General features: G+C 46.3%; 20 protein-coding genes. 7 read left to right on the top strand and 13 right to left on the bottom strand.

Annotated features, from left to right (window positions below):
• Positions 1-22: 22 nt before the first annotated feature.
• From OM978_RS06640 to OM978_RS06620, 5 genes are all read right to left on the bottom strand, one after another.
• Positions 23-3,043: an Ig-like domain-containing protein gene (locus OM978_RS06640; RefSeq protein ID WP_264346097.1), complete on the bottom strand. Its 3,021-nt coding sequence runs from the start codon at positions 3,041-3,043 to the stop codon at positions 23-25.
• 318 nt (positions 3,044-3,361) lie between these two features.
• Positions 3,362-4,549: an OmpA family protein gene (locus OM978_RS06635; RefSeq protein ID WP_264346096.1), complete on the bottom strand. Its 1,188-nt coding sequence runs from the start codon at positions 4,547-4,549 to the stop codon at positions 3,362-3,364.
• A 165-nt stretch (positions 4,550-4,714) separates the two neighbouring features.
• Complete coding sequence (locus OM978_RS06630) at positions 4,715-5,170, bottom strand: GNAT family N-acetyltransferase (RefSeq protein WP_264346095.1); 456 nt, start codon at positions 5,168-5,170, stop codon at positions 4,715-4,717.
• A gap of 106 nt (positions 5,171-5,276) precedes the next feature.
• Positions 5,277-5,528, bottom strand: coding sequence for a GlsB/YeaQ/YmgE family stress response membrane protein (locus OM978_RS06625; RefSeq protein WP_264346094.1), 252 nt, complete (start codon positions 5,526-5,528; stop codon positions 5,277-5,279).
• Between the two features lie 18 nt (positions 5,529-5,546).
• Entirely contained in the window at positions 5,547-5,762 is a 216-nt protein-coding gene (locus tag OM978_RS06620; RefSeq protein WP_264346093.1) for a DUF3185 family protein, read from the bottom strand.
• Between the two features lie 249 nt (positions 5,763-6,011).
• Here OM978_RS06620 and OM978_RS06615 point away from each other — a divergent pair, with 249 nt between their 5' ends.
• The 6 genes from OM978_RS06615 to OM978_RS06590 all read left to right on the top strand — a co-directional run bounded on the left by OM978_RS06615 (position 6,012) and on the right by OM978_RS06590 (position 14,934).
• On the top strand, positions 6,012-7,055 hold the full coding sequence (locus OM978_RS06615) for an alpha/beta hydrolase (RefSeq protein ID WP_264346092.1): 1,044 nt from the start codon (positions 6,012-6,014) through the stop codon (positions 7,053-7,055).
• Positions 7,056-7,107: 52 nt separating this feature from the next.
• A complete protein-coding gene (locus OM978_RS06610; RefSeq protein WP_264346091.1) occupies positions 7,108-7,995 on the top strand; it encodes an acetoacetate decarboxylase family protein in 888 nt (295 codons plus the stop codon).
• Positions 7,996-9,561, top strand: coding sequence for a patatin-like phospholipase family protein (locus OM978_RS06605; protein WP_264346090.1), 1,566 nt, complete (start codon positions 7,996-7,998; stop codon positions 9,559-9,561). It abuts the gene before it with no gap.
• 65 nt (positions 9,562-9,626) lie between these two features.
• Complete coding sequence (locus OM978_RS06600; RefSeq protein WP_264346089.1) at positions 9,627-11,351, top strand: GMC family oxidoreductase N-terminal domain-containing protein; 1,725 nt, start codon at positions 9,627-9,629, stop codon at positions 11,349-11,351.
• A 123-nt stretch (positions 11,352-11,474) separates the two neighbouring features.
• A complete protein-coding gene (locus tag OM978_RS06595) occupies positions 11,475-12,974 on the top strand; it encodes a metallophosphoesterase (RefSeq protein WP_264346088.1) in 1,500 nt (499 codons plus the stop codon).
• Between the two features lies 1 nt (position 12,975).
• On the top strand, positions 12,976-14,934 hold the full coding sequence (locus OM978_RS06590) for a CHAT domain-containing protein (protein WP_264346087.1): 1,959 nt from the start codon (positions 12,976-12,978) through the stop codon (positions 14,932-14,934).
• A gap of 48 nt (positions 14,935-14,982) precedes the next feature.
• Here the strand turns inward: OM978_RS06590 and OM978_RS06585 are convergent, their stop codons facing one another.
• Together OM978_RS06585 and OM978_RS06580 are read right to left on the bottom strand one after the other, a co-directional pair.
• Positions 14,983-16,449, bottom strand: coding sequence for a carbon starvation protein A (locus tag OM978_RS06585; protein WP_264346086.1), 1,467 nt, complete (start codon positions 16,447-16,449; stop codon positions 14,983-14,985).
• A gap of 103 nt (positions 16,450-16,552) precedes the next feature.
• Positions 16,553-17,101 carry a hypothetical protein gene (locus OM978_RS06580; protein ID WP_264346085.1) on the bottom strand — a complete coding sequence of 183 codons (549 nt, stop codon included), beginning with the start codon at positions 17,099-17,101 and terminating at the stop codon, positions 16,553-16,555.
• A 218-nt stretch (positions 17,102-17,319) separates the two neighbouring features.
• Here OM978_RS06580 and OM978_RS06575 point away from each other — a divergent pair, with 218 nt between their 5' ends.
• A complete protein-coding gene (locus OM978_RS06575) occupies positions 17,320-18,699 on the top strand; it encodes an amidohydrolase family protein (protein WP_264346084.1) in 1,380 nt (459 codons plus the stop codon).
• A 71-nt stretch (positions 18,700-18,770) separates the two neighbouring features.
• Here the strand turns inward: OM978_RS06575 and OM978_RS06570 are convergent, their stop codons facing one another.
• The 6 genes from OM978_RS06570 to OM978_RS06545 all read right to left on the bottom strand — a co-directional run bounded on the left by OM978_RS06570 (position 18,771) and on the right by OM978_RS06545 (position 22,534).
• Positions 18,771-19,637 carry an AraC family transcriptional regulator gene (locus tag OM978_RS06570; RefSeq protein WP_264346083.1) on the bottom strand — a complete coding sequence of 289 codons (867 nt, stop codon included), beginning with the start codon at positions 19,635-19,637 and terminating at the stop codon, positions 18,771-18,773.
• 175 nt (positions 19,638-19,812) lie between these two features.
• The gene (locus OM978_RS06565; protein WP_264346082.1) at positions 19,813-20,217 is read right to left on the bottom strand and encodes a cupin domain-containing protein; all 405 of its coding nucleotides are present in this window, start codon (positions 20,215-20,217) and stop codon (positions 19,813-19,815) included.
• Positions 20,218-20,240: 23 nt separating this feature from the next.
• Positions 20,241-20,639: a DUF3224 domain-containing protein gene (locus tag OM978_RS06560; protein ID WP_264346081.1), complete on the bottom strand. Its 399-nt coding sequence runs from the start codon at positions 20,637-20,639 to the stop codon at positions 20,241-20,243.
• Complete coding sequence (nudK, locus tag OM978_RS06555; RefSeq protein WP_264346080.1) at positions 20,636-21,241, bottom strand: GDP-mannose pyrophosphatase NudK; 606 nt, start codon at positions 21,239-21,241, stop codon at positions 20,636-20,638. Before nudK ends, OM978_RS06560 begins: the two co-directional genes overlap by 4 nt.
• Positions 21,242-21,258: 17 nt before the next feature.
• Positions 21,259-21,624 carry a cupin domain-containing protein gene (locus tag OM978_RS06550; protein ID WP_264346079.1) on the bottom strand — a complete coding sequence of 122 codons (366 nt, stop codon included), beginning with the start codon at positions 21,622-21,624 and terminating at the stop codon, positions 21,259-21,261.
• A gap of 19 nt (positions 21,625-21,643) precedes the next feature.
• Positions 21,644-22,534 carry a dienelactone hydrolase family protein gene (locus OM978_RS06545; RefSeq protein ID WP_264346078.1) on the bottom strand — a complete coding sequence of 297 codons (891 nt, stop codon included), beginning with the start codon at positions 22,532-22,534 and terminating at the stop codon, positions 21,644-21,646.
• Positions 22,535-23,046: the final 512 nt, after the last annotated feature.

Genomic DNA, 23,046 nt, shown 5'->3' with positions numbered 1-23,046 from the left:
CCTTTATCAGTGTGAAAAGCCTCTATTGAGGCTTATTCACCGCGTTGGCATCCAAGGTGACTTGCTCAGTCACAGAGAACAAACGGCCTGTAAGCGCTGTGCCTGTACCCAGATTAATTTGTTGCCAGGCCAGTACATTGCCGGCAAAACTGGTATTGCTGCCAAATACAGTCACGCCGCCGGTGCGCCAAAACACGTTGCTTGCTTTAGCTCCGCCTGTCAGTACAACATTGCCACCAGGGGCTCCCGTCGTAAAAGTGCCTGAAATCACAAAGATAAAGACTGAGTCAGGATCGCCTTGTGCATCCAGCGTCAGATTTCCTTGCTGAATAATGACATTGCCTGCGTTACGATACACGCCACGTGTGATCACCAAACCACCTAACTCTGCAGGCAACACCTGAGTGGCTGCAGCTGGGTTAGGATCTGCAGCTAAAAAGGTTGCAGCGACGCCTAAATCAGTGCGGACCTGATTGATAAAAGCCACCATAGAGGCATAAGGGGCTGGAACCACGTAAGGTGGAGTGACATCATCAGGCGCATAAGAAATACCATCGGTTAGCTGAGTAAACTGCCCTGCAACAGGACCTGCGGTAAAACCAGCGTAAGCTGTACGAGCTAAATCAAGAATCGCCATATCACCATCAGCGATGGACGAACCTGCTGTCGTAGTAATGGCCTGACTGGCTATCATGACAAAACGTTGCAGCTCACCCATAGCCGGGGCTTGAGGGTTATCAGCCAAAGCCGCAGTTACAGTTAATACAGCGCTGTCTTGCACCGCACCTAAAGCAGCAGTGATGTTGGAATTTCCCACTGCCAGTGCTGTAGCTAAACCGCTGTTCAACTGACCACTGGCGTTCATCGCTGCAACAGCTGTGTTGCTGGATGTCCAAACCACAGTGCTGGTGATATTGACTATGCTGCCGTCAGTGTAAGTACCATTTGCCGTAAATTGTTCCGTTTCATTGACCACAGCTGATGCATTGGCTGGGGTGACATCAATCGACACCAGAGTTGCCGCAGTCACCGTCAAGCTAGTACTACCTTCAACACCAGTATAAGTAGCGCGGATAAGCGATGTACCTGCAGACAAGCCTGTTGCTAAACCACTAGCGGGCATTTGACTAGCATTCATGCTTGCTACAGCAATAGTGCCTGATGTCCAACTAACTAAAGTGGTCAGATCGGCGGTGCTACCATCACTATAAAGCCCTGTTGCACTGAACTGGCGGGTTAAACCGTTCACAACGTTAGGGTTTTGTGGCGTCACGCTAATGCTGCTTAAACTAGCGGCTGTCACAGTCAAGGTAGCCGAGCCAGACACGGCACCCAAGGTTGCAGTAATTTGTACCACACCTGTTGCTTGTCCTGTCGCTAAACCGCTGTTAACAGTGCCATTGGCATTCATCGTTGCCGTTTGAATATTCGACGAAGCCCACACTACAGTGTGGCTAATGTTCTGAGTAGAACCATCTGCATAAATACCTACCGCAGTAAATTGTCTGCTCAGCCCCATGGCAACGGAGGAGATCACAGGGGTTACCGAAATGGAACTTAGCGCTGTCGCAGCCACATTCAGTGTTGCTTCAGCAGATACAGCGCCTAAAGTTGCCCTGATCTGCACTGTGCCAGCACTCATCGCCGTGACTACACCACTGTTGCTGGTCATGTTGGCATTAGACATAGCTACTGCGTTGTTCGACGAAGTCCAACTTACCAGCGACGTCAGATTTTCCGAAGAACCATTGGAATACACGCCCGTAGCCATAAATTGTCTGGTTAAACCAACCACCAGACTACTATTCACCGGAGTGACTACAATGCTGGTCAAAGTGCTGTTGTTCACATTTAAGCTAGCACTTCCTGAGATCGCATTTAAAGTTGCAGTGATTTGCACTACTCCCGCAGCCTGACCTGTGGCTCGACCACTATTTAACGCACCATTTACATTCATAGTCGCAATAGAGGTGTCACTGGAAGACCACACTGCAGAACGGCTGACATCAAAAGATCGACCGTCTGAAAAATTTGCAGTAGCCGTAAACTGTCGGGTTAAACCCACTGTTATTGTAGAGTTCAGCGGACTCACCACAATGCTACTTAACGTCGTATTCATAACCGTCAGTGCAGTTTCAGCAGAAACAGCACCTAACTGAGCGCTGATTTGAGTAGTGCCAGCAGCTTGCGCTGTCACTTCGCCATACTGAGCACCCGCACTATTATCAATAGTAGCAATCGCAGGCGCACTGGACGCCCAAGTGACTAAAGCGCTGATATCCTGTGATGAACCATCCGAATAAACTCCGATAGCGGTATAAAGCTGACTGACCCCCACATATAAAATTGAATTCGCTGGGCTCAGTTGTATTGATATCAATGCTGCATTTGTTACGGTAAGACTGGTGCTTGTTGACAAGTCCCCCATAGAAGCGCTGATTTGCGTACTACCAGGAGCAACAGCAGTTGCCAAACCGCTTGATGTGGTTTGATCAGGTGCCATCACAGCGACAGAGGTATCACTGGACAACCAATTTACCGCAGCACTGATATCTTCCGTACTACCGTCAGAATACAGCCCTGTTGCAATAAATTGAGTGGTTAAACCATCAGCCACACTGGGATCCAACGGGCTGATACTAATGCTGGTTAACTCCGCACTGGTGACTGTAAAAACAGTACTGGCCGCTTTACCGCCAAAAGAAGCACTAATAACAGATGTGCCAGGCTGTAATGCCAAAGCTATACCTTGCTCATTAATAGTAGACACAGCGGCCGTGGCTGAACTCCAAACAACCTTATCGCTAATATCCAGCGAGGTACCATTAGCGTAAACGCCTAATGCAGTAAATTGCTGACTTAAACCTGAAGCAAGACTAGGGTCTGTCTGAGACAAGACAATGGATCTGAGTCCATCTATGGGTTCCACTCCAAAAATAGGGTCTTTCTTATCGCCATTACAAGATGCAATAAACAGCAGCACCACAAGACTTAACAACCACCTGTAGCCTGCGCTAACTTGCTTTGTTTGATACCTGAACATGATATTTATCCTTTACTTTGGTTAACGCCGACGCGTAAAACACTTTCAGCTGAGAAGCTTTTCTCACAGGTAACCCGGTCCGTCTGTGTGCCAGCGCACAGATGGCTTTTTATAGGAAGAAATGCTGAAAATCAGATGTATACAAGTTCAGAAAGCTAGGAAAAGCTTTGTTAAATCAATAGATTTGAACATAAAAAAAAGAAAACGTAGGAGCAGTAGTACCTCCTGATGGCAATCCGTGATATCTGTCGTTTAGGGCAGAGTTAGGGATAAAAAGCAGTCTTGTTACCGACCGCTTCCTGTTCGCATTATTTGAGTTTATTCAACAATAATTTCAAACAAACCACGCATGTTAGCCTTGGCAGCATCCGAGCGTAAAATTGAAGGATTAGCTTCATATTCAGCTGGATTAGTTTGACCAAAACCTATAGTTTTGAAACGGTTGGATGCGACACCTTCCTGAACTAAAAAGGCTTTGATCGACTGCGCCCTACGTTCACTTAAGGCCTGATTGTATTCAGCAGATCCGCTGGCTGAGGTGTAACCTGCAATACGCACGCGGGCTTGTGGATTGGCTTTTAGTGTCTGAACATGTTCACGCAAAATCACTTTGGTTTGCGGCGTTAATTCGGCAGTGTCAAAGTTAAAATGCACATCTTCCAGCACCAGTACTTCAGGTTCTTTAGCCGCTGGTGCAGCAACAGCTTCAACACGGCGCACAGGTTCAGGAGCAGGAGTTGCGGCATAAGTTGACGGAGTTTCGCCAAAACGAAGCACCAGACCTAAAGAATACAAATCCACATCACCACTGTGAGCAATTAAATCATCTAAACGATAACGCTCTGCTTCAAGCCGTACAGTAAAAATAGGAGAAATGTCATATTGCAAACCCAGGCCGTATTTATGTTTTGTATAGTTACCGTCTTCGTTGTAACCCGTGACATCGACCAAACCGTTGCTGCTGTACGTATTTGACGTGTCGTTGCGGGTGACACCCACACGGGCAAAACCAGAGAAATCTTCGGTAAAAGGCATAATACCGACTAAATCAAGATTCCAGCCAAACAGTTTGGTTTTGCCACGGAAGTCGGTTAACGGCAGAGTATTCGCCAGTATCGGAAAACCACCAAGGTTGAAGTAACCACCTTCAACCGCCAAATAAGGGTTGAATTGATAACCAGCAAAGATTTTGTAACCTTCGCTGCGGCGATCTTCAAGCACAGAAATCACATCAAAACCCTGACTTTCTAAGTCGTTACGTATAGTGTCCTGCTCTATTCTGGCAACAGATTTACCAACGTTCATGCCAACAGACCAACCATTCTCTTCAAAATTGGTGTAATCCACCGCATAGGCTGCAGGTAACATCAGGATAGATAAAATACCTAGAGCCAAAGGTTTAAAGCGAAAAAATGGGGTATTTGTTTGTGGTGTGGCTGATAGTTTCAGAGCAGTACTTTGCTGTCCGATAACCTGCTCATTCCTTGTAGCCTGATAGTTGTTCATAGTTTTTATTTTCCTGTAATTAATGCTGAGGTGTAAATTACTGTCAGCAATACAGGTTTTCTCATAACGAAGAACGACCGTCTGTGTGCTAGCGTACCTATAGGGTTTTAGTGTACTAAAATTGCATTATTCAAGCTGGAGCATCCAAACAGACCAAAGCTTCGGCTATAACTGCAGCAGCATAAAGACTGAGTTTGGATCCTCTTTATAGCTGGCAAAAGGTGCACAAGGTTCAAAGCCAAAATCCTTGTATAAGGCGCGGGCTGGGGCAAAATAATCCATAGCCCCTGTTTCCAGAAACAATTGCTGATAACCCCGGTTTTTTGCTTCGGTAATTACATGTTGCAGTAATAACTTACCTAACCCCTGCCCACGAAAAGCTGTGGCACTTCGCATGGACTTAATTTCACCTTGCCTGGTATTTAATTGCTTCAGCGCGACACAACCAGCCAACTGCTGCTGTTGCCAGATAGTCCAGAAGCTAATGTCACTGGCTTTTAAAGTCGTCAAATCCAGCGCATGTTTGCTCTCTGGTGGCGACACTGCATTCATGTCATTTAAATGCTCTTGCAACAAAACAGCAATTTCAGGGCCTGTTAAATCATCAGGTTGAATACGCATAGGAAACCAAAGGTAAGAGTTTGTATTTTCTTAGGAATATATCGAAATAAACGCAAAAGAACCAGTGAATAGCAGAGATGTAAAAAAGAAAACAACGAGCCTGAATTCAGGCTCGCCGGATTAAACTTGCGATAAACAACAGCACTACAGCGCCTACTGTGGCGGTGATAATAGATCCCAGCAAGCCACTCGCGCTGATCCCCAACATGCCAAATAATGCGCCACCTAATACAGCGCCTACTATGCCCACTACGATATTACCAAGCAGTCCAAAACCACTGCCTTTCATAATAAGACCGCCGAGCCAGCCAGCTATGGCGCCTATGATAAGAAATACTAATAATCCGCTTAAGCTCATTGCCCTTCCCTCTTGTTGTTAACGTTTTAGAGTCAGGAAAAGACCGGCCACAAAACTGATGGCACCACCGATGTAAAACTGCATCACTTTGTCAGTTTCTGCGCCAGTAACTACTTCAGTCAGTTGTGACTGAATGGAGTCTGACAGTTGAAAGCCCCAGTACGCCAGGCCTACACCCAGTACCAGCAGAACTAAACCAACCAGTTTTAATAACGAATTTGTTCGATTAGCCATATTTTATTCCTCAATATTCCATTAAAAGATCACAAGCAAGGCACTGATAAAGCGCCTTATCTGTCTACAGTATTAGCTCTACCAGCATGAACCTCACCTGAAGACTTTACTGCAAAAACAAAATAGCAGTATTTGATCTGTTTAATAAACAAAATAATTTCATACAAAACATACCCTTATCGGAAACATGTGCTACGCTTTTTATCGACATCAAAAAAGGGACATTCTAATCACAAAAGGAACATAGTTATGTCGTCGCACACCACTCCACCTTACACCGAACGCACAGTCCCTTTTGTCACAGACGATGGTGTTGAGCTAAATTTAATTCATATTCGTGGCGACAAAACGCCCGATAAAGGCCCTGTGATTCTGGTACATGGCGCTGGAGTTAGGGCCAATATCTACAGAGCTCCGGTAGAAATCAGCATAGTCGATGCACTGATTAGCGAAGGCTACGATGTCTGGTTGGAAAACTGGCGTGGCAGTATCGCTTTTGCACCTAATTTATGGACTTTGGATCAGGCCGCTTTATACGACCACCCCAAAGCTGTGCAAACTATTCTGGCCGAAACAGGTGCCAGCAGCTTAAAAGCTATTATCCACTGTCAGGGTTCCACCAGTTTTATGATGTCGGCCATTGCTGGTTTAGTGCCTGAAGTCACCACTATTGTCACCAACGCCGTGTCTTTGCACCCTGTAGTACCGGACTGGTCCAAATTTAAGCTGCAGTATATGGTGCCGTTGGTACGGCAAATGACCAAATACCTGAATCCACACTGGGGTGTACATGCGCCTGGATTGGTTGCCAAACTTATTAGCTTAGTGGTCAATCTGACCCACCATGAATGCAACAACGCGGTCTGCAAACAAGTCAGCTTTACCTATGGCAGCGGTTTTCCAGCGCTGTGGCGTCATGAAAACCTCAATGAAGACACCCATGAATGGCTCAAAGAAGAATTTGGCGCCGTGCCCTTGCGATTTTTCCAGCAAATCACCCGCTGTGTGCAGCACGGGCATTTAGTGTCTTTTCAGGATTTTCAGGAACTCCCCAAAGATTACATAGCGCAAAAACCACAGACAGATGCCCGTTTTGCTTTTTTTAGCGGTGAAAAAAACCTGTGTTTTTTACCGCAAAGCCAGATCCAAAGTTTTAATTATTTTGATGCGTTAAGGCCGGATTATCACAGTCTGCATTTGCTGCCTGAATACGGCCATCTTGATGTTTTTATGGGAAAAAATGCGGCAGTGGATACCTTTCCGCTAATTATTGCAGAGCTGAATAAAAGCTAAAACGGGCCTGTGTTCTGTGCTGCCAAAACAAATAATAATGAGGGAGTGTTTTATGTTTGGTTTACCAAAGCGGATAAAAAATTACACCAACAGATTTTCACTGGTGGATGGTATCCCATTTAAGTTGCCTGTGTCGGCGGTCAATTCTCCGGCGCTGATGGCCGTTTTTCCTATAGATGCAGAAAAAGCCAAAGACTTTTTACCAGCAGGTATTCATCCGCTGCGGTTGTGGAACTCCGCTCTACTGATTGTCACTGTCATTGATTACCGCGAAACCCCTATCGGCAAATATGTGGAATACAGCATAGCCATAGGCTGTACCCACGGCGAAAAACCTGCGCCACGACTCCTACCTGCCCTTTTTATGAACTGGTTTAAAACCGGCCAGTATGTGGTGGATTTACCTGTGTCGTCAGAAGTGTCGGTCAAAGGCGGCAAAGGTATTTGGGGCATGCCGAAACATCAGGGCAGCCTGAACTTTTTAATCACGGATGACAAAGTCAGCAGCCAGTATGACCTGGATGGAAAGCTGGTGACTTATGTCGAAATAGATAAACCTGCTAGTGCTTGGTTACCTATTAAAACCAAAGCGTCAAACTACTGCTCCTTTCGCGGCATGCTGATGAAATCCGATATTTTCCTGAACGCCAAAGCAGGCATGAACTTATTCAGTAAAGCCAAAGCCCGTTTTGTCATTGGTGATCACCCCCGTTTACAGGCGTTAAAAGAGTTAAATATTGGCAAGGCCATAGCGACAGTGTTTTTACCCTCCATAGGCGGTGTGCTGGACGATCATATCGAAAGCTGGTTCCTCGATTTTGAGCAGTTACCTAAGGTAGCGCCTGAAGGTTTTGAGTCTGTGATCGATCTGACCTTAAGTGAAGCCTGGTTACCACCACCAACAGCCCCTATTCCTCCTGATTCAGGGGACAATTCATAAATGTCGGTTCTGGCCCATATCCCACAAGGCGCTGTAACAGAAGCAACGACAGAGCAAAGTGGCATAAAAAGAGCGCTGATTTTACCTGGTGGTGGTTTACGTTTGTCTTATGCAGCTGGTGTGATGGATGAGCTGTTTAAACGCGGCCTGACATTTTCACATATGGATGGCACCTCAGGTGGTTCGCTGAATCTGGCGATGCTGCTATCGGGCTTAACCACCACTGAAATCTGCGAGCGCTGGCGCAGCTTAAAAATGCGTAGCACTTTTTCCTTTATGCCGCTGAGCAATTACCTCTGGCCCCCTTTTTTTGTCGCGGCCAGTTCCAGCAAAGCTTTTCGATGTAAAGTGTACCCGCACCTTGGTATCAATTTTGACAAAATCCGCGCTGCCACTGGGCTTAAAGCCACTTTTAACATGTGCAATTTTGCCACTAAAACCAACCATGTGACGCAACATACGGAGCTTACGGAAGATCATCTGATTGCCGGTATGTCTCTGCCAGCCACTATGCCGCCGGTAGAAATCAACGGTAGCTTGTGTCTGGATTCTGGTTTTATTCAGGATGCCAATCTGCTGGATACAGTCAAAGCAGGCGCCAATGAACTCTGGCTGGTCTGGGTGATGGGTAATATCCCACAGTATCGCAGTGGCCCACTAAATACCTATGTCCAAATGCTGGAAATGAGTGCCAACGGCGCTTTAATTAAAGAGTTACGCCTTATCGATGAGCTGAATCAGCGTATTCAAAATGGCGAACAACCTTATGGCCATCAAAAGCCAATCACCTTACATCTGATTAAACCTGCTCACCCTTTACCACTGGATTCAGCTTTGTACACAGGCGCTATCAGCCATGCTGAACTGATTGAGATGGGCCGAAGCGATGCCACTACTTACTTTCACTTTATGACCCCTGCGGGAGTCCCATTTGAGCCAGAGATCCTAAAAATGACAGCAGAAAAAACCGGTCTTCAATTTAAAGAAACCATGAAAGGTGGTTTTTCACTGGACGCTACAGACCCGACTGATGGTCTGCATAAAGGCCAGCAGGCAGGCACTGTACTTGCGATGCACGCGACAGTGGGTATCACAGAGATGTCGGGCTTTATTGTCGACTCGGAGCATACCGGCACCCTGGTTGGCACCATAGATTTTCCACCTTTAGGTATGGGCATTGTGGCGCACAGTGGCGTCTTTAACCTGTTTAAACCGACGGACGATCCTAAGCTCACGCTGATGGTGTACGAGCTGGCGTTCGAACATCTGGGTCAGTCTTATTATCTGGCTGGTCGTAAAGAAGTGCGGCAAGGTTCCATTTTTAAACTCTGGCCTGAAACCACCACACTTTATACCCAACTACATCAGGGCACTGACAAATCAGGCCCTGTAATAGGAGCAGGCACCTTAAGCCTCGGTGCTATTGATCTGCTGAAGTTACTGTCCACTGTCACTGTGACCAAAGCCGATGGTTTTACCAGCAAAGTCAAAACTATCAATGCCTTTACCGGCTTTTTTGCCCGTCAGTTATGGGCCACTTATGTCAGCCATAAAGTAAAAAACTAACAGCAACAAATAGCTAAAGACAAAAGGCCGGATGCAGAGCTGGCTTATCCGAATGAGGGAACAACATGAGTATTCAGTACGATTATGAAGCCATAGTGATTGGCAGTGGTTTTGGTGGTTCTATCAACACCTGCCGTCTATCAAAAAAATGGCCAGGACAAGTGTTATTACTGGAACGAGGCAAACGATATCCTATGGGATCCTTTGCCCGCTCTCCCCACGACATGGCGCGCAATTTCTGGAATATTCCGCAAGAAAAACGCGATATGCCAGACAAACTGCAAGGCGAAGAATGCCACGGCTTATTCGATATCCGTAATTTTGATCATATGGATGCAGTGATCAGTGCTGGCTTAGGCGGTGGCTCACTCATTTACGCTAACGTGTTTTTGCAACCGCCGGATGAAGTGTTCGACAGCAACTGGCCAGCCAACGCGCAAAAAGACGTGTTACAGCCTTATTACGCCATTGCCAAACAAGTATTGGGTGCACGGCCCATTCCACAAAATAACGAGCCACGGCGCAAAATTGTCCGCACCGAGTTATTTCAAAACTTCGCCAAAGCCGATGGCCATGACTCTCAGCTGTTGGATATCAATGTGTTTTTTGGCAACGATTTTGACAATCCAACTCCTATAGGTGTGCAGGAGAAAAACCGTTATGGCGCAGTGCAAACCTCCTGCGTTTACTGCGCTGAATGTGATGTGGGCTGTAACACCCATTCAAAAAATACGTTGGATTTAAACTACTTACATGTAGCCGAACACAGGTACCAGGCCCATATTCAAACTCAGGTGCTGGCGCAAAAAATAGTACCTATCGATGCATCAGGCCAGGATAACCCGGCGATGAATGGTGAATTTGGTTACCGGGTCTACTGGCAGGATTTAAAAGATGCGCATAAAGAATGCAGCGCCCTGACCCGCCGTGTGGTGGTGTCGGCCGGAACTTTGGGTACCAACGAGCTGTTGATGCGCTGTCGCGATCTGCATAAAACCTTACCCAATATCAGCCAGCAATTAGGCCGGCACTTTTCCGGTAACGGCGACTTTTTATCTTTTGTGATTGAGGGCGACAAACCAGCAGATCCAAATTATGGCCCTGTGATCACCCAAGGCACAGACTACAACCTGTTTAAAAACTTCGACCGCAGCAAAGCTTTTATTCTTGAAGATGCCAGCTACCCAAATTTTGCAGCCTGGTACACCGAAGGGGTAAAACCCGGCGCGTCTCAACTGCGGGTGCTGTTTCGCACTATACGCCTGGCTTTTGCCCGCTTTGTACATGGCATTAGTACAGGCCATTTGGGTTATGCCTTAACGTCTTTGCTTAAAAATGACTTGTCCTATACCACCAGCGTCCTGCTGTGCATGGGCCTGGATAAAGGCGACGGGGTGATGTCGCTGAATAAACAAGGTTATTTGCATGTGAAGTGGCCTTATAAAAACAGCATGTCCTTGTACAACGCCATTCTGGCCACAGGGGAGCGTTTTAAAAAATGGTGCGGCGGTAAAGCTTTTATTCCAATGCCGAACTGGCTCTGGCCTATGCGGCGTAACGTCACAGTGCATTCGCTGGGTGGCTGTCGTTTGGCGGATAGCCCGGAGCAAGGTGTCACCAGTGCACAACTGGCTACTTTTGGTCAGGTCTTTGGTTACAGCGGCTTGTATGTGGCAGACGGTTCCTTGTTGCCTACAGCTGTAGGCGCCAACCCTATAGCGACCATCAGCGCAGTATCTGAACGGGTGGCTGAGGGTATTACCGGCATAGCGCCAACAGCAGAACTCTAACAGGCCTGACAGATGCCAAGCTACACAAAACCAGTGACATGGCTGCTTTCTCTGTTTCGCCAACTTTTTAAAGTACAGAGCGGCAGCAATGCTGCTCCCCAAGTGTCGACGAGGTTGACCCCAATGAGCAATTTTCCTGCTTATGACGAAGTGCATGTGATTTCCGATATCCATATGGGCGGCGCTGAACCCAGTTTTCAGGTGCTGCGCGAAACCAAAAGACTGGCTGGTTATATTCAGTGGGTCGGCAAGCAAAACCCTGCAGGTCAGGTGGCTTTGGTACTCAACGGTGATGTGTTTGATACGCTTGCTGAAAAATCCTCTGATTACATTATGGTCGACAGAGCCGTTGAAGTGGTCAGCAGCATTATGGCGAACCCATCCTTCTCCGGCATTTGGGCGGCGCTGGCGGCTTTTGTCGCACTGGAACGCCGCACCCTGGTGTTTATTATCGGCAATCACGATGTAGAGATTTCCTTTCCCGTAGTGCAGCGCCTGATCCAGCAGCGTCTGGCCGGAGACAATCCGCAAAAACGCGCCAGTATTGAGTTTTCCACTATAGGTGCAGGTTTTAGCTGCACTGTAGGTGGCGCTACAGTGTATTGCACTCATGGCAATGAAGTAGACCCATGGAATTTCAACAGATACGAAGACTTAGCCAAAGTGGGCCGACGCCTCAATGCTGGCCGCACTTTAACTCAGCAGGAATGGATACCTAATGCAGGCACCCGTATGGTGAAAGAGGTGATGAATCAGGTCAAAGAAAAGTACAAATGGATTGACCTGCTCAAACCTGAAACTCAGGCCGCTGTAGGCACCCTAGTGGTGCTGGATCCATCACAGGCGAAAAAAATCGGCGATTTATTGTCGATAGTAGGACGAAAAACAGTAGACGGCGGACAAGTCAATCAACGCTTGTCGATGGATGGTTTTCAGACACATGAAGAACAAAGCGCCACCTCACCTCAACTAACGCAAGTGCTTGGCAGCAACCTGACACAAGGTATGAGAACTTACGCCAGTGCAGGTAGTCAGGCGGTGGATGCCATGCTACTGCAAGCCGAACAAAACCTTGGTACCCCTAATGCTCAGCTGTTTGAACAGGATGGGCAACTGGGCACTGGCCAGCTGATTTTTGACCGTTTAACTGGTTGGATCCGCAATATTCCCAAAGATGAAGCCTTACGCCGTGCGATGAAAGACTGGTTGTCCGGCGATAAAACCTTTGATATCAACGACAAAGACGACACCTACAAAGAAGTGACTGCAGCAGTTGGCAATGGCATCGACTTTCTTGTCACAGGCCATACCCATCTGGAGCGCGCCATCGACATGGGTTCAGGCCGTTATTATTTTAACTGCGGCACCTGGATCCGTTTACTGAGTTTTACGCCGGAGATGCTAAAAGATCAGGCGGCTTTTCAGCCCGTATACAAAATACTGATCGACGGAAAAATGGAAAGCATCGATAACGCCAGTTTTGGTGGCCAGCCTTTTGTGATGAACCAAACCAGCGCCGTTTCTATTAAAAAAACGACTACAGGTGCCATCGGTAGCCTGACTCATGTGCTGGGTGATGGCACGGGCGAGCCGCAAATTATCAAGCAATTTGAGAGGTCTTAACATGAAAGCGCAAAGCACCGAAATTCGCAGCGTAAAGCTTGAACTGTTAAGAGCAGGCCCTACTCACAACCAGTTATTGTCGCCTTTAACTAACTACATCGCGCTTTGTGGTTCAGACGGCCCTGTCACCATCAATATCCCTTATGAACACCGCCAGTTGCTGATGCGATTAAAGCGGTTGAAGTACCCGCTGGATAAAGATCCGGCCACCGATGATCAGCGTCAGGCTGAACTTCGGGATATAGGCGAAAGTCTGGGTCGCATTTTTGCTGAAGTACCGGCGTTGATTTCCGAACTGGGCGCGGCTGCGGCAGACAAAAGTAGTCTGGTGCATTTAAGTTTATCGATGTCAGCCTTTGAACTGGGTTTATTGCCTTTTGAAGCCGCTATTGCAGCTGATGGTTTCCCTGGTACTGGTGCACCTTTGTTTTTGCAAATGCGCACTCCAATCTCCATCACCCGCGAAGTACGCCGTGGTCGTCCTTTGCCAATGAACTGGGCCAGAACACCCAAAATTCTGTTTGCTTTTGCAGCGCCAGCGGGCAGTTATGTGCCCTCGCAGTCGCATTTGCAGGCGCTGCGTGAAGCCATAGAACCCTGGGTGAAACTAAAAGATAGTCCGGAGGAACGCATCAGCGAAGTGAAAAAGCTGCTGACGGTATTACCACAAGCGACACTTGAGCAATTACGCACCTTATGTGCCACACAAGAGTTTACTCATGTGCATATTCTGGCTCATGGTGCACCTTATCAGGAATCCGGTGATGAGCATTATGGCGTGGCGCTTTGCAGCGAGGCAGGCCCTGAGCAAATTGATGTGGTTGACGGTGAACGACTGGCAGTAGCCTTGACTGCGAATGATGCGTTAGGTACCACTCACTGCCGTCCAACTGTAGTTACTTTAGCCACTTGTGATTCAGGCAATATCAACTCGGTATTAACACCTGGCGGTAGCATAGCGCATGAACTCAATAGCTCCGGCATTCCTTGGGTCATTGCCTCACAGTTTCCACTCTGGATGAAAGCCTCGGCTATAGCAGCCAAAGTGCTGTACAGCGGATTACTCAAAGGTGACGACCCTCGTTGGGTATTACACGAATTACGTCAGCGCTTACGCACTGACGCGCCTGAAACCCACGACTGGGCCAGCATAGTGGCTTACGCTACTATTCCACCCGACTTTGCCTTGCAGGTGCAGCAATTTCATGCGACACAAACCCAGCGCAAAATTGAAGTGAAGTTTGACCGTATTGATGAGCTGGTTAAAACCATCACCCAAGGCATGGCAAGCTCAGATGAACAGACTGACGTGCACCAGGAGTTGACTGCTTTATCCGAAGCGATACGGCAGGAGCTGAAAGAGTGGCGCGATGAGCCGCATGATCATTTAACCAAAGAAGAATGGTCGATGCGTATGGGGTTAAGCGCCGCCAGCGAAAAACGTATTGGCATAGCACTGGATTTAATTGGCGCCGAAAAAGAGGCACAGCAGGCCTATAAATGCTGTTTTGAGTTTTATCAGGCCGCCTGGACCATCGATCAGGCCAACCACTGGATGCTGACACAATATTTGTCCATCATTGCCATTCGCAACAGAACAGACGATGCAGCAGGTTTACAAAAGCTGTCGGACAAATACGGCACCACCTGGTGTGCAGCGCTTGAAATGACCCAATGGAAAAAGAGCCTTAGCACAGGCAAAGACAAAGTTTATGTGCTGGCGACATTAGCTGAGCTGACGTTGTTGCATTCGGTTTATCACACTGACACAGCAAAACCTGAAGAGCTGAAAAAGCAGATCAGCGATTACTGCAAGGCCATGCTGGATGAGCCTTTAGCTGATAGATTTCCGATTTTATCTACTAAAAGACAATTTGGCCGTTATCTACTGGAATGGCAAAGCCCGATTTGGGCCGATTTGGCACAAGTTGCTGTGGACGCACTCACTGAAGATCTATAAGGATAAACACAGACAGCAGCACTTCAGCCTGCTGTCTGTGTTACTCATTTAAACCGAAGCTGCAGTTGCTTTTCTGTTATGTGCAATCACCAATCCAATCAAACCTATTACAGCGACTACAACCCCTATAGGTTTACTGTAGTCCATAGGTAAATTCAAACCTATACTGGCAGTTGCTATATAAGCCACAGTCATACTAGTACCAATCACAGCAGGAATACTGGCAATCCAGTGTAAAGTGCCACGGTCGAACAAATACTTAGTCGCCAGCCACAATACGCTGGTGGATAACAACATATTGGAGAAGGCGAAATAACGCCAAATCAGCGAGAAATCCAGCAGCGTCATAAAGTACGCAATAGCCAGAATAGGTACTGACAATAACAGTCTGTTTCGCAGGCTTTGTGGAATATTAAAGGCATCCACTATGGTTAAACGTAATGAACGAAAGGCTGTATCACCGGACGTAATAGGAAAGACTGCCACGGCCACAATAGCCATGACACCGCCTAATACCCCTAAATAACCAGTGGCAATATGATTGACCACTAAACCTGGTCCACCTAAATCCAGCATAGCTTTTAACTCAGGATAACCACCAGGGAAAGCTGCAACACCAGCCAGAGCCCAGACACAAGCCACTATACCTTCACAGACCATAGCGCCGTAATACACAGGCCTGACGTATTTTTCATTGGTTAAACAGCGGGCAATAATAGGCGCCTGAGTGGAGTGAAAACCACTGATAGCACCACAGGTAATAGTTAAAAACAACAAAGGCCAGACAGGTAAACCATCGGCATTAGGCGTTAAAAAATCGTGTTCATGATGGCCATCAAAATAAGCGAAAATATCTGTCACTTGCGGCAAATGCGGTGCTTCCATTAATAAAGCACCGGCTATTAAAGTCGTCATCACTATCATCAACACACCAAAAGCCGGGTACAACTTGGTAATGATTTTATCTATAGGCAACAAAGTAGCGAGGAAGTAATACAGCAGGATCAACAGCACCCAAAAAGTATTGCCGGCTAAAAAAGTACCTTCAAAGTAAGACAGATTACTTAACAGCCCGGCCGGGCTCATAATAAAAACTACACCAACAAAAAACAGCAGCATGGCGGTAAACACCAGCATAAAACCTTTAAAAACAACATTGTAATAATGGCCTGCTATTTCGGGTAAACTTTTCCCGTCTTCTTTGATGCTCATCACACCAGAAAAATAATCGTGAACTGCGCCACCTATGATGTTACCAATGACGATCCAGACTAAAGCCACAGGGCCATATAAAGCGCCCAAAATGGGGCCAAAGATAGGCCCTACCCCGGCGACATTTAAAAACTGAATTAAAAAAGCTTTAAAAGGGCTGATAGCAACATAGTCCACGCCTTCATTAAAACGTTCTTGTGGTGTGATGGCTTCAGGATCTATACCCGCCTGTTTTTCAACAAAAGGACTGTAGAATTTATAACCCAGAATAAGCAGCGCAATACTGATAAAAAAGATAAGCATAAGGATAGATCCCTCTGATGATACTGATAACAGAGCTGATGCAGCTTTAACCGCACCTTCGCATGAATATCAATACCTTAGCACAGCAACGAGATTTCAGACATCAGCCGATAGTCGAACCTCGTGAACCTGCAAAAAAACCAAACAGGTAACCCAGCAAAGGTCGCAAGGTTTTATGCAAAATAAAGGACATCAGTACCACCAAAGTACCCACCCCTACAGGAATTAACACACCAAAGGTGAAACACATCCCCAGCACAAAACCTAATAAAAATTCAGCACGGTACAGTGGGAATATCAATGCCAGCACAGGCAGACTGAGCATCAAGCCCGATAACATCTGTTGCTGCTGATACACAAATAATACTGAAAGCAAAACACCAAACAGCAAAGCAGCTATAAAACCCGCCAGCACAGCAAAGGGATAAGCCGTCACTACCCGCTTATAGATACGTCCTGTTAAAAACCAGCTCAGCAAAGGCAGTACCACAGCTCCCCACCAGTTTGAAATAGCAGGTAAATCTTCTCTGTGTAATAAATGATGACTGACCACTCCACCGTTATAGTGCTCAAAGGCCAGTAAAACCCAGATATAAAGACTGGCAGCAGCCACCAGCAACAAGCGGTGAAGTTTAAATGGTTGATCGTTCATCTTTATTTTCCGTGTCGACCTGAGTGAATGCAGTCAGTGTGGCTGAACTGAAGATGACAAGGTATATAAAACTGTAAGGAAAAATATTCAGCTGTCTGAGATTCTGGTAGAAACTCAACTCTAGTCCACTGCGCTGTAATATCAGTTGAACCGCATTGATATCCCTCTGTTCGCCAGTTACTTTAAATTGACTAAAAATAAAACAATTTAGGGGCGTTATGAAAAAACATGTTATTTCACTGATGGTTAGTCTTGTGCTTTGTGGCACAAGCACCAGTATTTTTGCGGAAAAAATTGCACTGGTTGGTGGCAGGCTGATTGATGGTACGGCTGAAAATCTGATCCGAAATAGCGTGATCCTGGTCGACGAAGGCATCATTCAACAAGTGGGCTCAGTCGATACATTACAGGTGCCCCAAGGCTACAAAGTAGTCTCCACTGAAGGCCATGATCTGCTGCCTGGCTTGTGGGAAAGCCATGCCCATATCCAACTGACCGGTCATGCCGACTATGTGCATTGGCAAGCTAAGTACAAAGACCGTTTTGCCGATGAAATTATGCCAGCCAGTTTAGTGCAGTTATTGCTGGCAGGAGTGACCAGCGTGCGGGATTTAGGTGCTCCACTGGAAGACACGCAAATCATCAAAGCCAAACTGGCTAAAAATGAGATCCCTGGGCCAAGTCTTTACGCATCTGGCCCTTTCTTACAATGGCAAGTTCGGGATTGGGAAAAAAGTTACCGCTGGGCTGTGAAAGATAAAAGTGACGCCGTAAAAAAAGTGAATCAGTTAGCCGACGCCGGTATGGATATAGTGAAACTGATTGATCAGGACGATATGCCACGTGAAGTGGCTGAAGCTATAGTGCAGCAAGCCCATAAACGGGGCATGAAAGTTGTCGCGCATTCGCACAAACCGGATGAAATCCGCCGGGGTATAGAAATTGGTGTTGATAACTTTGAACACACTGGCCTCACCACAGCACCGGGTTATCCGGAAGATGTATTAACCGCCATTAAGGAACGCACTGGCACAGGTATGTTTAAAGGCCTGCTGTTCTGGACGCCTACTGTTGAAGGTTTGTGGAGTTATCAGGATACAGTCAAAAATCCGGAGCATTTAGATAACACCTGCTGGCACAGAGGCTTAAAGCCAGACACTATCGCCGATATTCAACAGTCCATTAAAAAACCCGGCCATTTGGGTTACACCCAATTAGTGCCGCTGCGCAAACCCACACTAAAACATAAAATTGAGCAGCTAAAAGAAACCGGAGTGGTCATGCTGGTGGGGACAGATGTCGGCATTCCGATGAAATTTCATTGCCAGACCACCTGGCATGAAATGGCGCTCTGGGTTGACGATTTTGGCTTCGATCCTATAGAAACCATCAGAGCTGCGACTTACTGGCCAGCTGTGATGATGGGGGTGCAGGACAAATACGGTTCGGTGACACCAGGCAAAGTCGCAGACATTATTGCCGTAAGAGGCGATGTACTTAAGTATATGAATCTGTTGCAACATGTTGATTTAGTCATGAAAGATGGGGTGATTTACAAACAAAACGGTCAGGTTATTGAAGAAGCGCTGAAGCGTTAGCGTCACCTATTAGCCAAGCTAATTAAAAAACCTGAAGCAGGTTGCTCCGAATGATGAAGTAACCTGCTGCACTACTCTATCGGCAGATAAATGTCGGTCACTGCCTGATGCTGTGGCACATCAGGGAAAAAATGCACCCGCTCAAAAAACAATGGAAAGTCCCGCAGCTCAGCTTGTGTTTCGTCAAGCCAGACTGAATACAAATACCGCACGGCCTGAGCCAGTTGCTGATCTGAACCTGTATGACGGATCATAGCGCAAGGTCCCGCCGGGATTTGCTTCAACACTATAGCATCGGCGTTGTCAGCCAAAACGCCATTGAATTCACAACATAAATCAAAGCGGTAATCCTGAGTTGGAACTGTCGCAGGATCGTCGTACACCAAATTAAAAGTACGACTTTTTGCTGGAGCTAATTTCTGACTTTTCCGCCAGTCTATAAAACGTCTGATGCTGTGCATTAGTTGATGAGGTGCACCTTTATGTTCAAAAACTGCCACTGAAATACCAGGAAAATCAACGCGCTGAACTTGATACACAAGGGGTTCTTTCATAGTTGCTCCTGCTATGTCACTCAAAACTTTGTGCTGTTGTTGCCAATAACCCCAATCCGGAGCTTTTCGAAAACGGCTTGGACTCTGCCCGCTGAGCTGCCGGAATACACGCGAGAAAGACTCGGCATTTTCAAAACCAGCCTCAAAAGCAATATCGGTCACGGTCAGCTGAGTTCTGAATGCCAGCTGGTATGCTGCTTTTTTAAGTTTTAAGCTGCGAATAAGAGCAAAAGGACTGATGCCGAAACACAAACTAAACTGGCGATGAAAGTGGTATTTGGATAAATGAGCCAGCTTACTCAGCGTTTGTATATCCGGAGCGGTATCTGTATTGGCTTCAATAAACGCCAATACTTTTTGAAGTCTTTGCCGATAATTAACCACTCTCTGATCCTGCATTAGGGATGAAACAGCTTGATCTTAACCAAAGCGCACCGGCTTTACCTGACCAAAGTTGCTTTAAAATCAATTTATTGCGCTTTGATACGACCAGATAAACCGCTTCTGATTGGTTTTATTGTGTTATTTTTGATCTGGCAGTACCGGATACAACCCCGTATCAAAGTGGTTTATGTTGAGTGCCTTCACCCGGAGTAACAAAGAGTAGTTTTGTTTTCACTTGGGTTCTGGCGCTGTGCCAGGTGTTCTTTGGCACCACAACAAAGTCACCGGGCTGCTCTAGCAGCACCAGCTCCTCACCAGCACCCTGTTGTAAGACGAAAGTAACCTGACCAGATAGCAGAATCACGGTTTCATCCCCTTCTGGATGCATTTCCCATGACGACCAGTCTTGCTCAAATTCAAAGCAGGAAATCAGCTCACAACCCTGAAAACCAGAATAATGGGCATCCAGACGCTGATAAAGATCAGCATCCACCACTTCAATGCTGGCTTTTTTATCCGTGTTCAGTACCACATAAGCCTGTTCAATACTGAGTTTGGTTCTGGTCATTTTTCTGGTCATTGGCCTGCCCTGCTTAGCCGGATTTAATCTGCGGTATGGAGACTAAACTGATACTTCGCCTGACCATTTTCGGTGGAACGAAAAGAACCCGAACCAGTCAATCCAGCCAGTTGTTCATTGCCTGAACCTGAGACAATCACAAAACTGCTTGATGCAACGCCCTGCTCAAAAGTGCCATTGTGTTGTATCACCACAGTACCGGTTTTACCTTCAATAGTTGCGGTTAAGGTTTCAAAACCAGTAAACAACGCAGAGCCAGCCGACTGATAACTCATCAGATAATGCACAGTGCTTGTGCCCTCTATTGCGCCGCTGTAGCTTTGCGACACTTTGGCATAACTTTGTTTAACACCATCATCACCTTCAGAGTAAGGCTGCTCATTCCAGCCGGTGATTTGAAATAAACCTTCCAGTGTTGTCATTCTTTACTGCTTCCTTCTTTAGTTGTGATCAAGCCATTAATTCTGGCGTACTGCAGTAACATAATAGTTTTACCGTCTTTAATTTCACCTGTGCCTATCATCGAATAAGCCCGTTCAAAATCCAGTTCCAGCACTTCAATATTTTCCTGCTCATGCGCCAAACCACCACCTGCTGAAACCTGCATATCTTCGGCGTATTCAGCCGCAAAAAAATGAATAATTTCGGTAACAGAACCCGGCGACATATAAGCTTCAAACAGCTTTTGCACTTTATCTACTTTGTAGCCGGTCTCTTCTTCGGCTTCTCGCTTAATGCAATCTTCCGGATTATCCTGCTCGAGCAAACCAGCGCAGGTTTCAATGAGTAAACCATCGGCATTACCGTTGATATAAGTAGGTAACCGGAACTGACGGGTTAAAATCACTGTGCCTTTAGCGCTGTTGTACAACAAAATAGTAGCGCCATTACCACGATCGTAAGCTTCACGATGCTGCAGTTGCCACTGACCATTATGGTTCTGATATTCAAAGCTAAATTTATTCAGGGTGTACCAGTTGTCCGACAACAAGGTTTTCTGAATATTTCTGATTTTATTACTCATTAAAAAGTCCTTTTACTCTAGATCCAAACATCATTCTGGGCAGTAAGCTCGCTTTGGGTATCTCCGGTATTCACTATACCTTTGGGCTCAACCAACAGGAGCTGGCATTCAGCTTTTGCGCCGGGTTTATGCTTAACCCCTTTAGGCACAACAAACATTTCGCCCGCCTGCAAGGTTACTTTGCCATCTTCAAATTCAATATCCAGCACACCATTCACCACAATAAATACTTCATCGGTATCCGGGTGATCGTGCCAGACAAAGTCCCCCTCAACTTTCACCAGCTTAAACTGATAGTCATTCATTTGGGCAATAACGCGGGGTGACCAGTGATTGTCGAACTTCGAAAATTTATCTTTAAAATTAATAGCCTGATAATTCATTTTATCTTCAATCCTGATTCTAACTCAGATGTTGTTTAAAAAATTTAATGCTTCTATCCCACGCAAGCGTTGCAGCTGCCTTGTCGTAACGTGGTGTAGTGTCGTTATGAAAACCATGCTGAGTATCAGGGTAAACAAAACTCTGTGCATTTTTACCCGCGGCCTTAAGCGCCTCATCATAAGCTTTAGCCCCAGCATTTACCCGCTCATCCATACTTGCGTAATGAATAAGCAGCGGCGCCTGAATAGCTACTACTTTGGCTAAATCAGCTTGTCGGCCATAAAATGGCACTGCAGCAGCTAAGTCAGGTAACTCAGTTGCAAGGAAGTTCGACATGCCGCCGCCATAACAAAAGCCAACAACCCCCACTTTGCCATTACCTTGAGGTAGCTTTTGCAGAATACGCACAGCTTCAATAAAGTCGTGCCGGGTTTTATCCTGATCTAAAGCACTAAACAGAGCGCGGGCTTTGTCTTCATCCCCAGGGTAACCACCAAGCGGAAACAAAGCATCAGGAGCAAAGGCAATAAAACCAGCCAAGGCCAGACGGCGTGCTACATCTTCAATATGAGGGTTTAAACCTCGGTTTTCGTGCACCACCAGAACCAGAGGTAACTTACCGTTGAGCTGTTTAGGTTTTGCCAAATAACCTCGCAGTTCACCATAACCTTTAGGGCTTGGATAAGTCAGATATTCAGTCTCTAATTGTGGATCATCAGGCCGAATTTGCTGTCCCATGGCGTAGTTGGGTGTCAGTGCCTGCAATAGAGTCACAGCCGTCATGCCTGCTACAGCGAACTTTGCTGCACCAGCTAAAAAATCACGCCGGCTGATATCGCCATGAACATAACGGTCGAATAAACGCAGGGTTTCAGGATGAAAATCTTTGGCCGTTTTACGATCAGACATAACAACTCCTGTAGTGTTCATTCGTTTCTATTCAGCATAAAGCTATGTTTTGCTCATTAATTTATATACTGCACCTGACAGCACGACAGACACAATGATTAATTTGCCTTGCTAGCCCTCTAACACAAGAACAAAGTAGTTCAGCGAAAGTTGCAGAGTTAATCGCAGAAAAAACGCGCTTTATCGCCTTTTTAATAAATACAGATCCCGTATTCGCATTGCGCTCTTGCCTGAAAAACTCAAAAAACAAAGCACGGCCAGACGCCTCAGAAAAACCAGGAGACAATATTTAACTATATGATTTAAAAAAACTTAAATGGAGAGATGAATAATTAGCCAAATGAAATCGGTTACATCTGTGCTTTTTCAATGCCCATATGATGCAACTTTTTTATTTCACTTTATTTACAACAAAACCTCAATAGTTGATTATGACTGAAATAAAAACATCATAGTTGCTCTGTAATCTCGCCCGTCGTTGAGCACCACCACTACGCAGCGGATAACCAGTG

Origin of the sequence: Rheinheimera sp. MM224 (assembly GCF_947090785.1) — a bacterium.
Classification (GTDB): Bacteria; Pseudomonadota; Gammaproteobacteria; order Enterobacterales; family Alteromonadaceae; genus Pararheinheimera.
The sequence above is the reverse complement of the archived record's forward strand: the minus strand, read 5'-3'. Positions and strand labels throughout refer to the sequence as shown.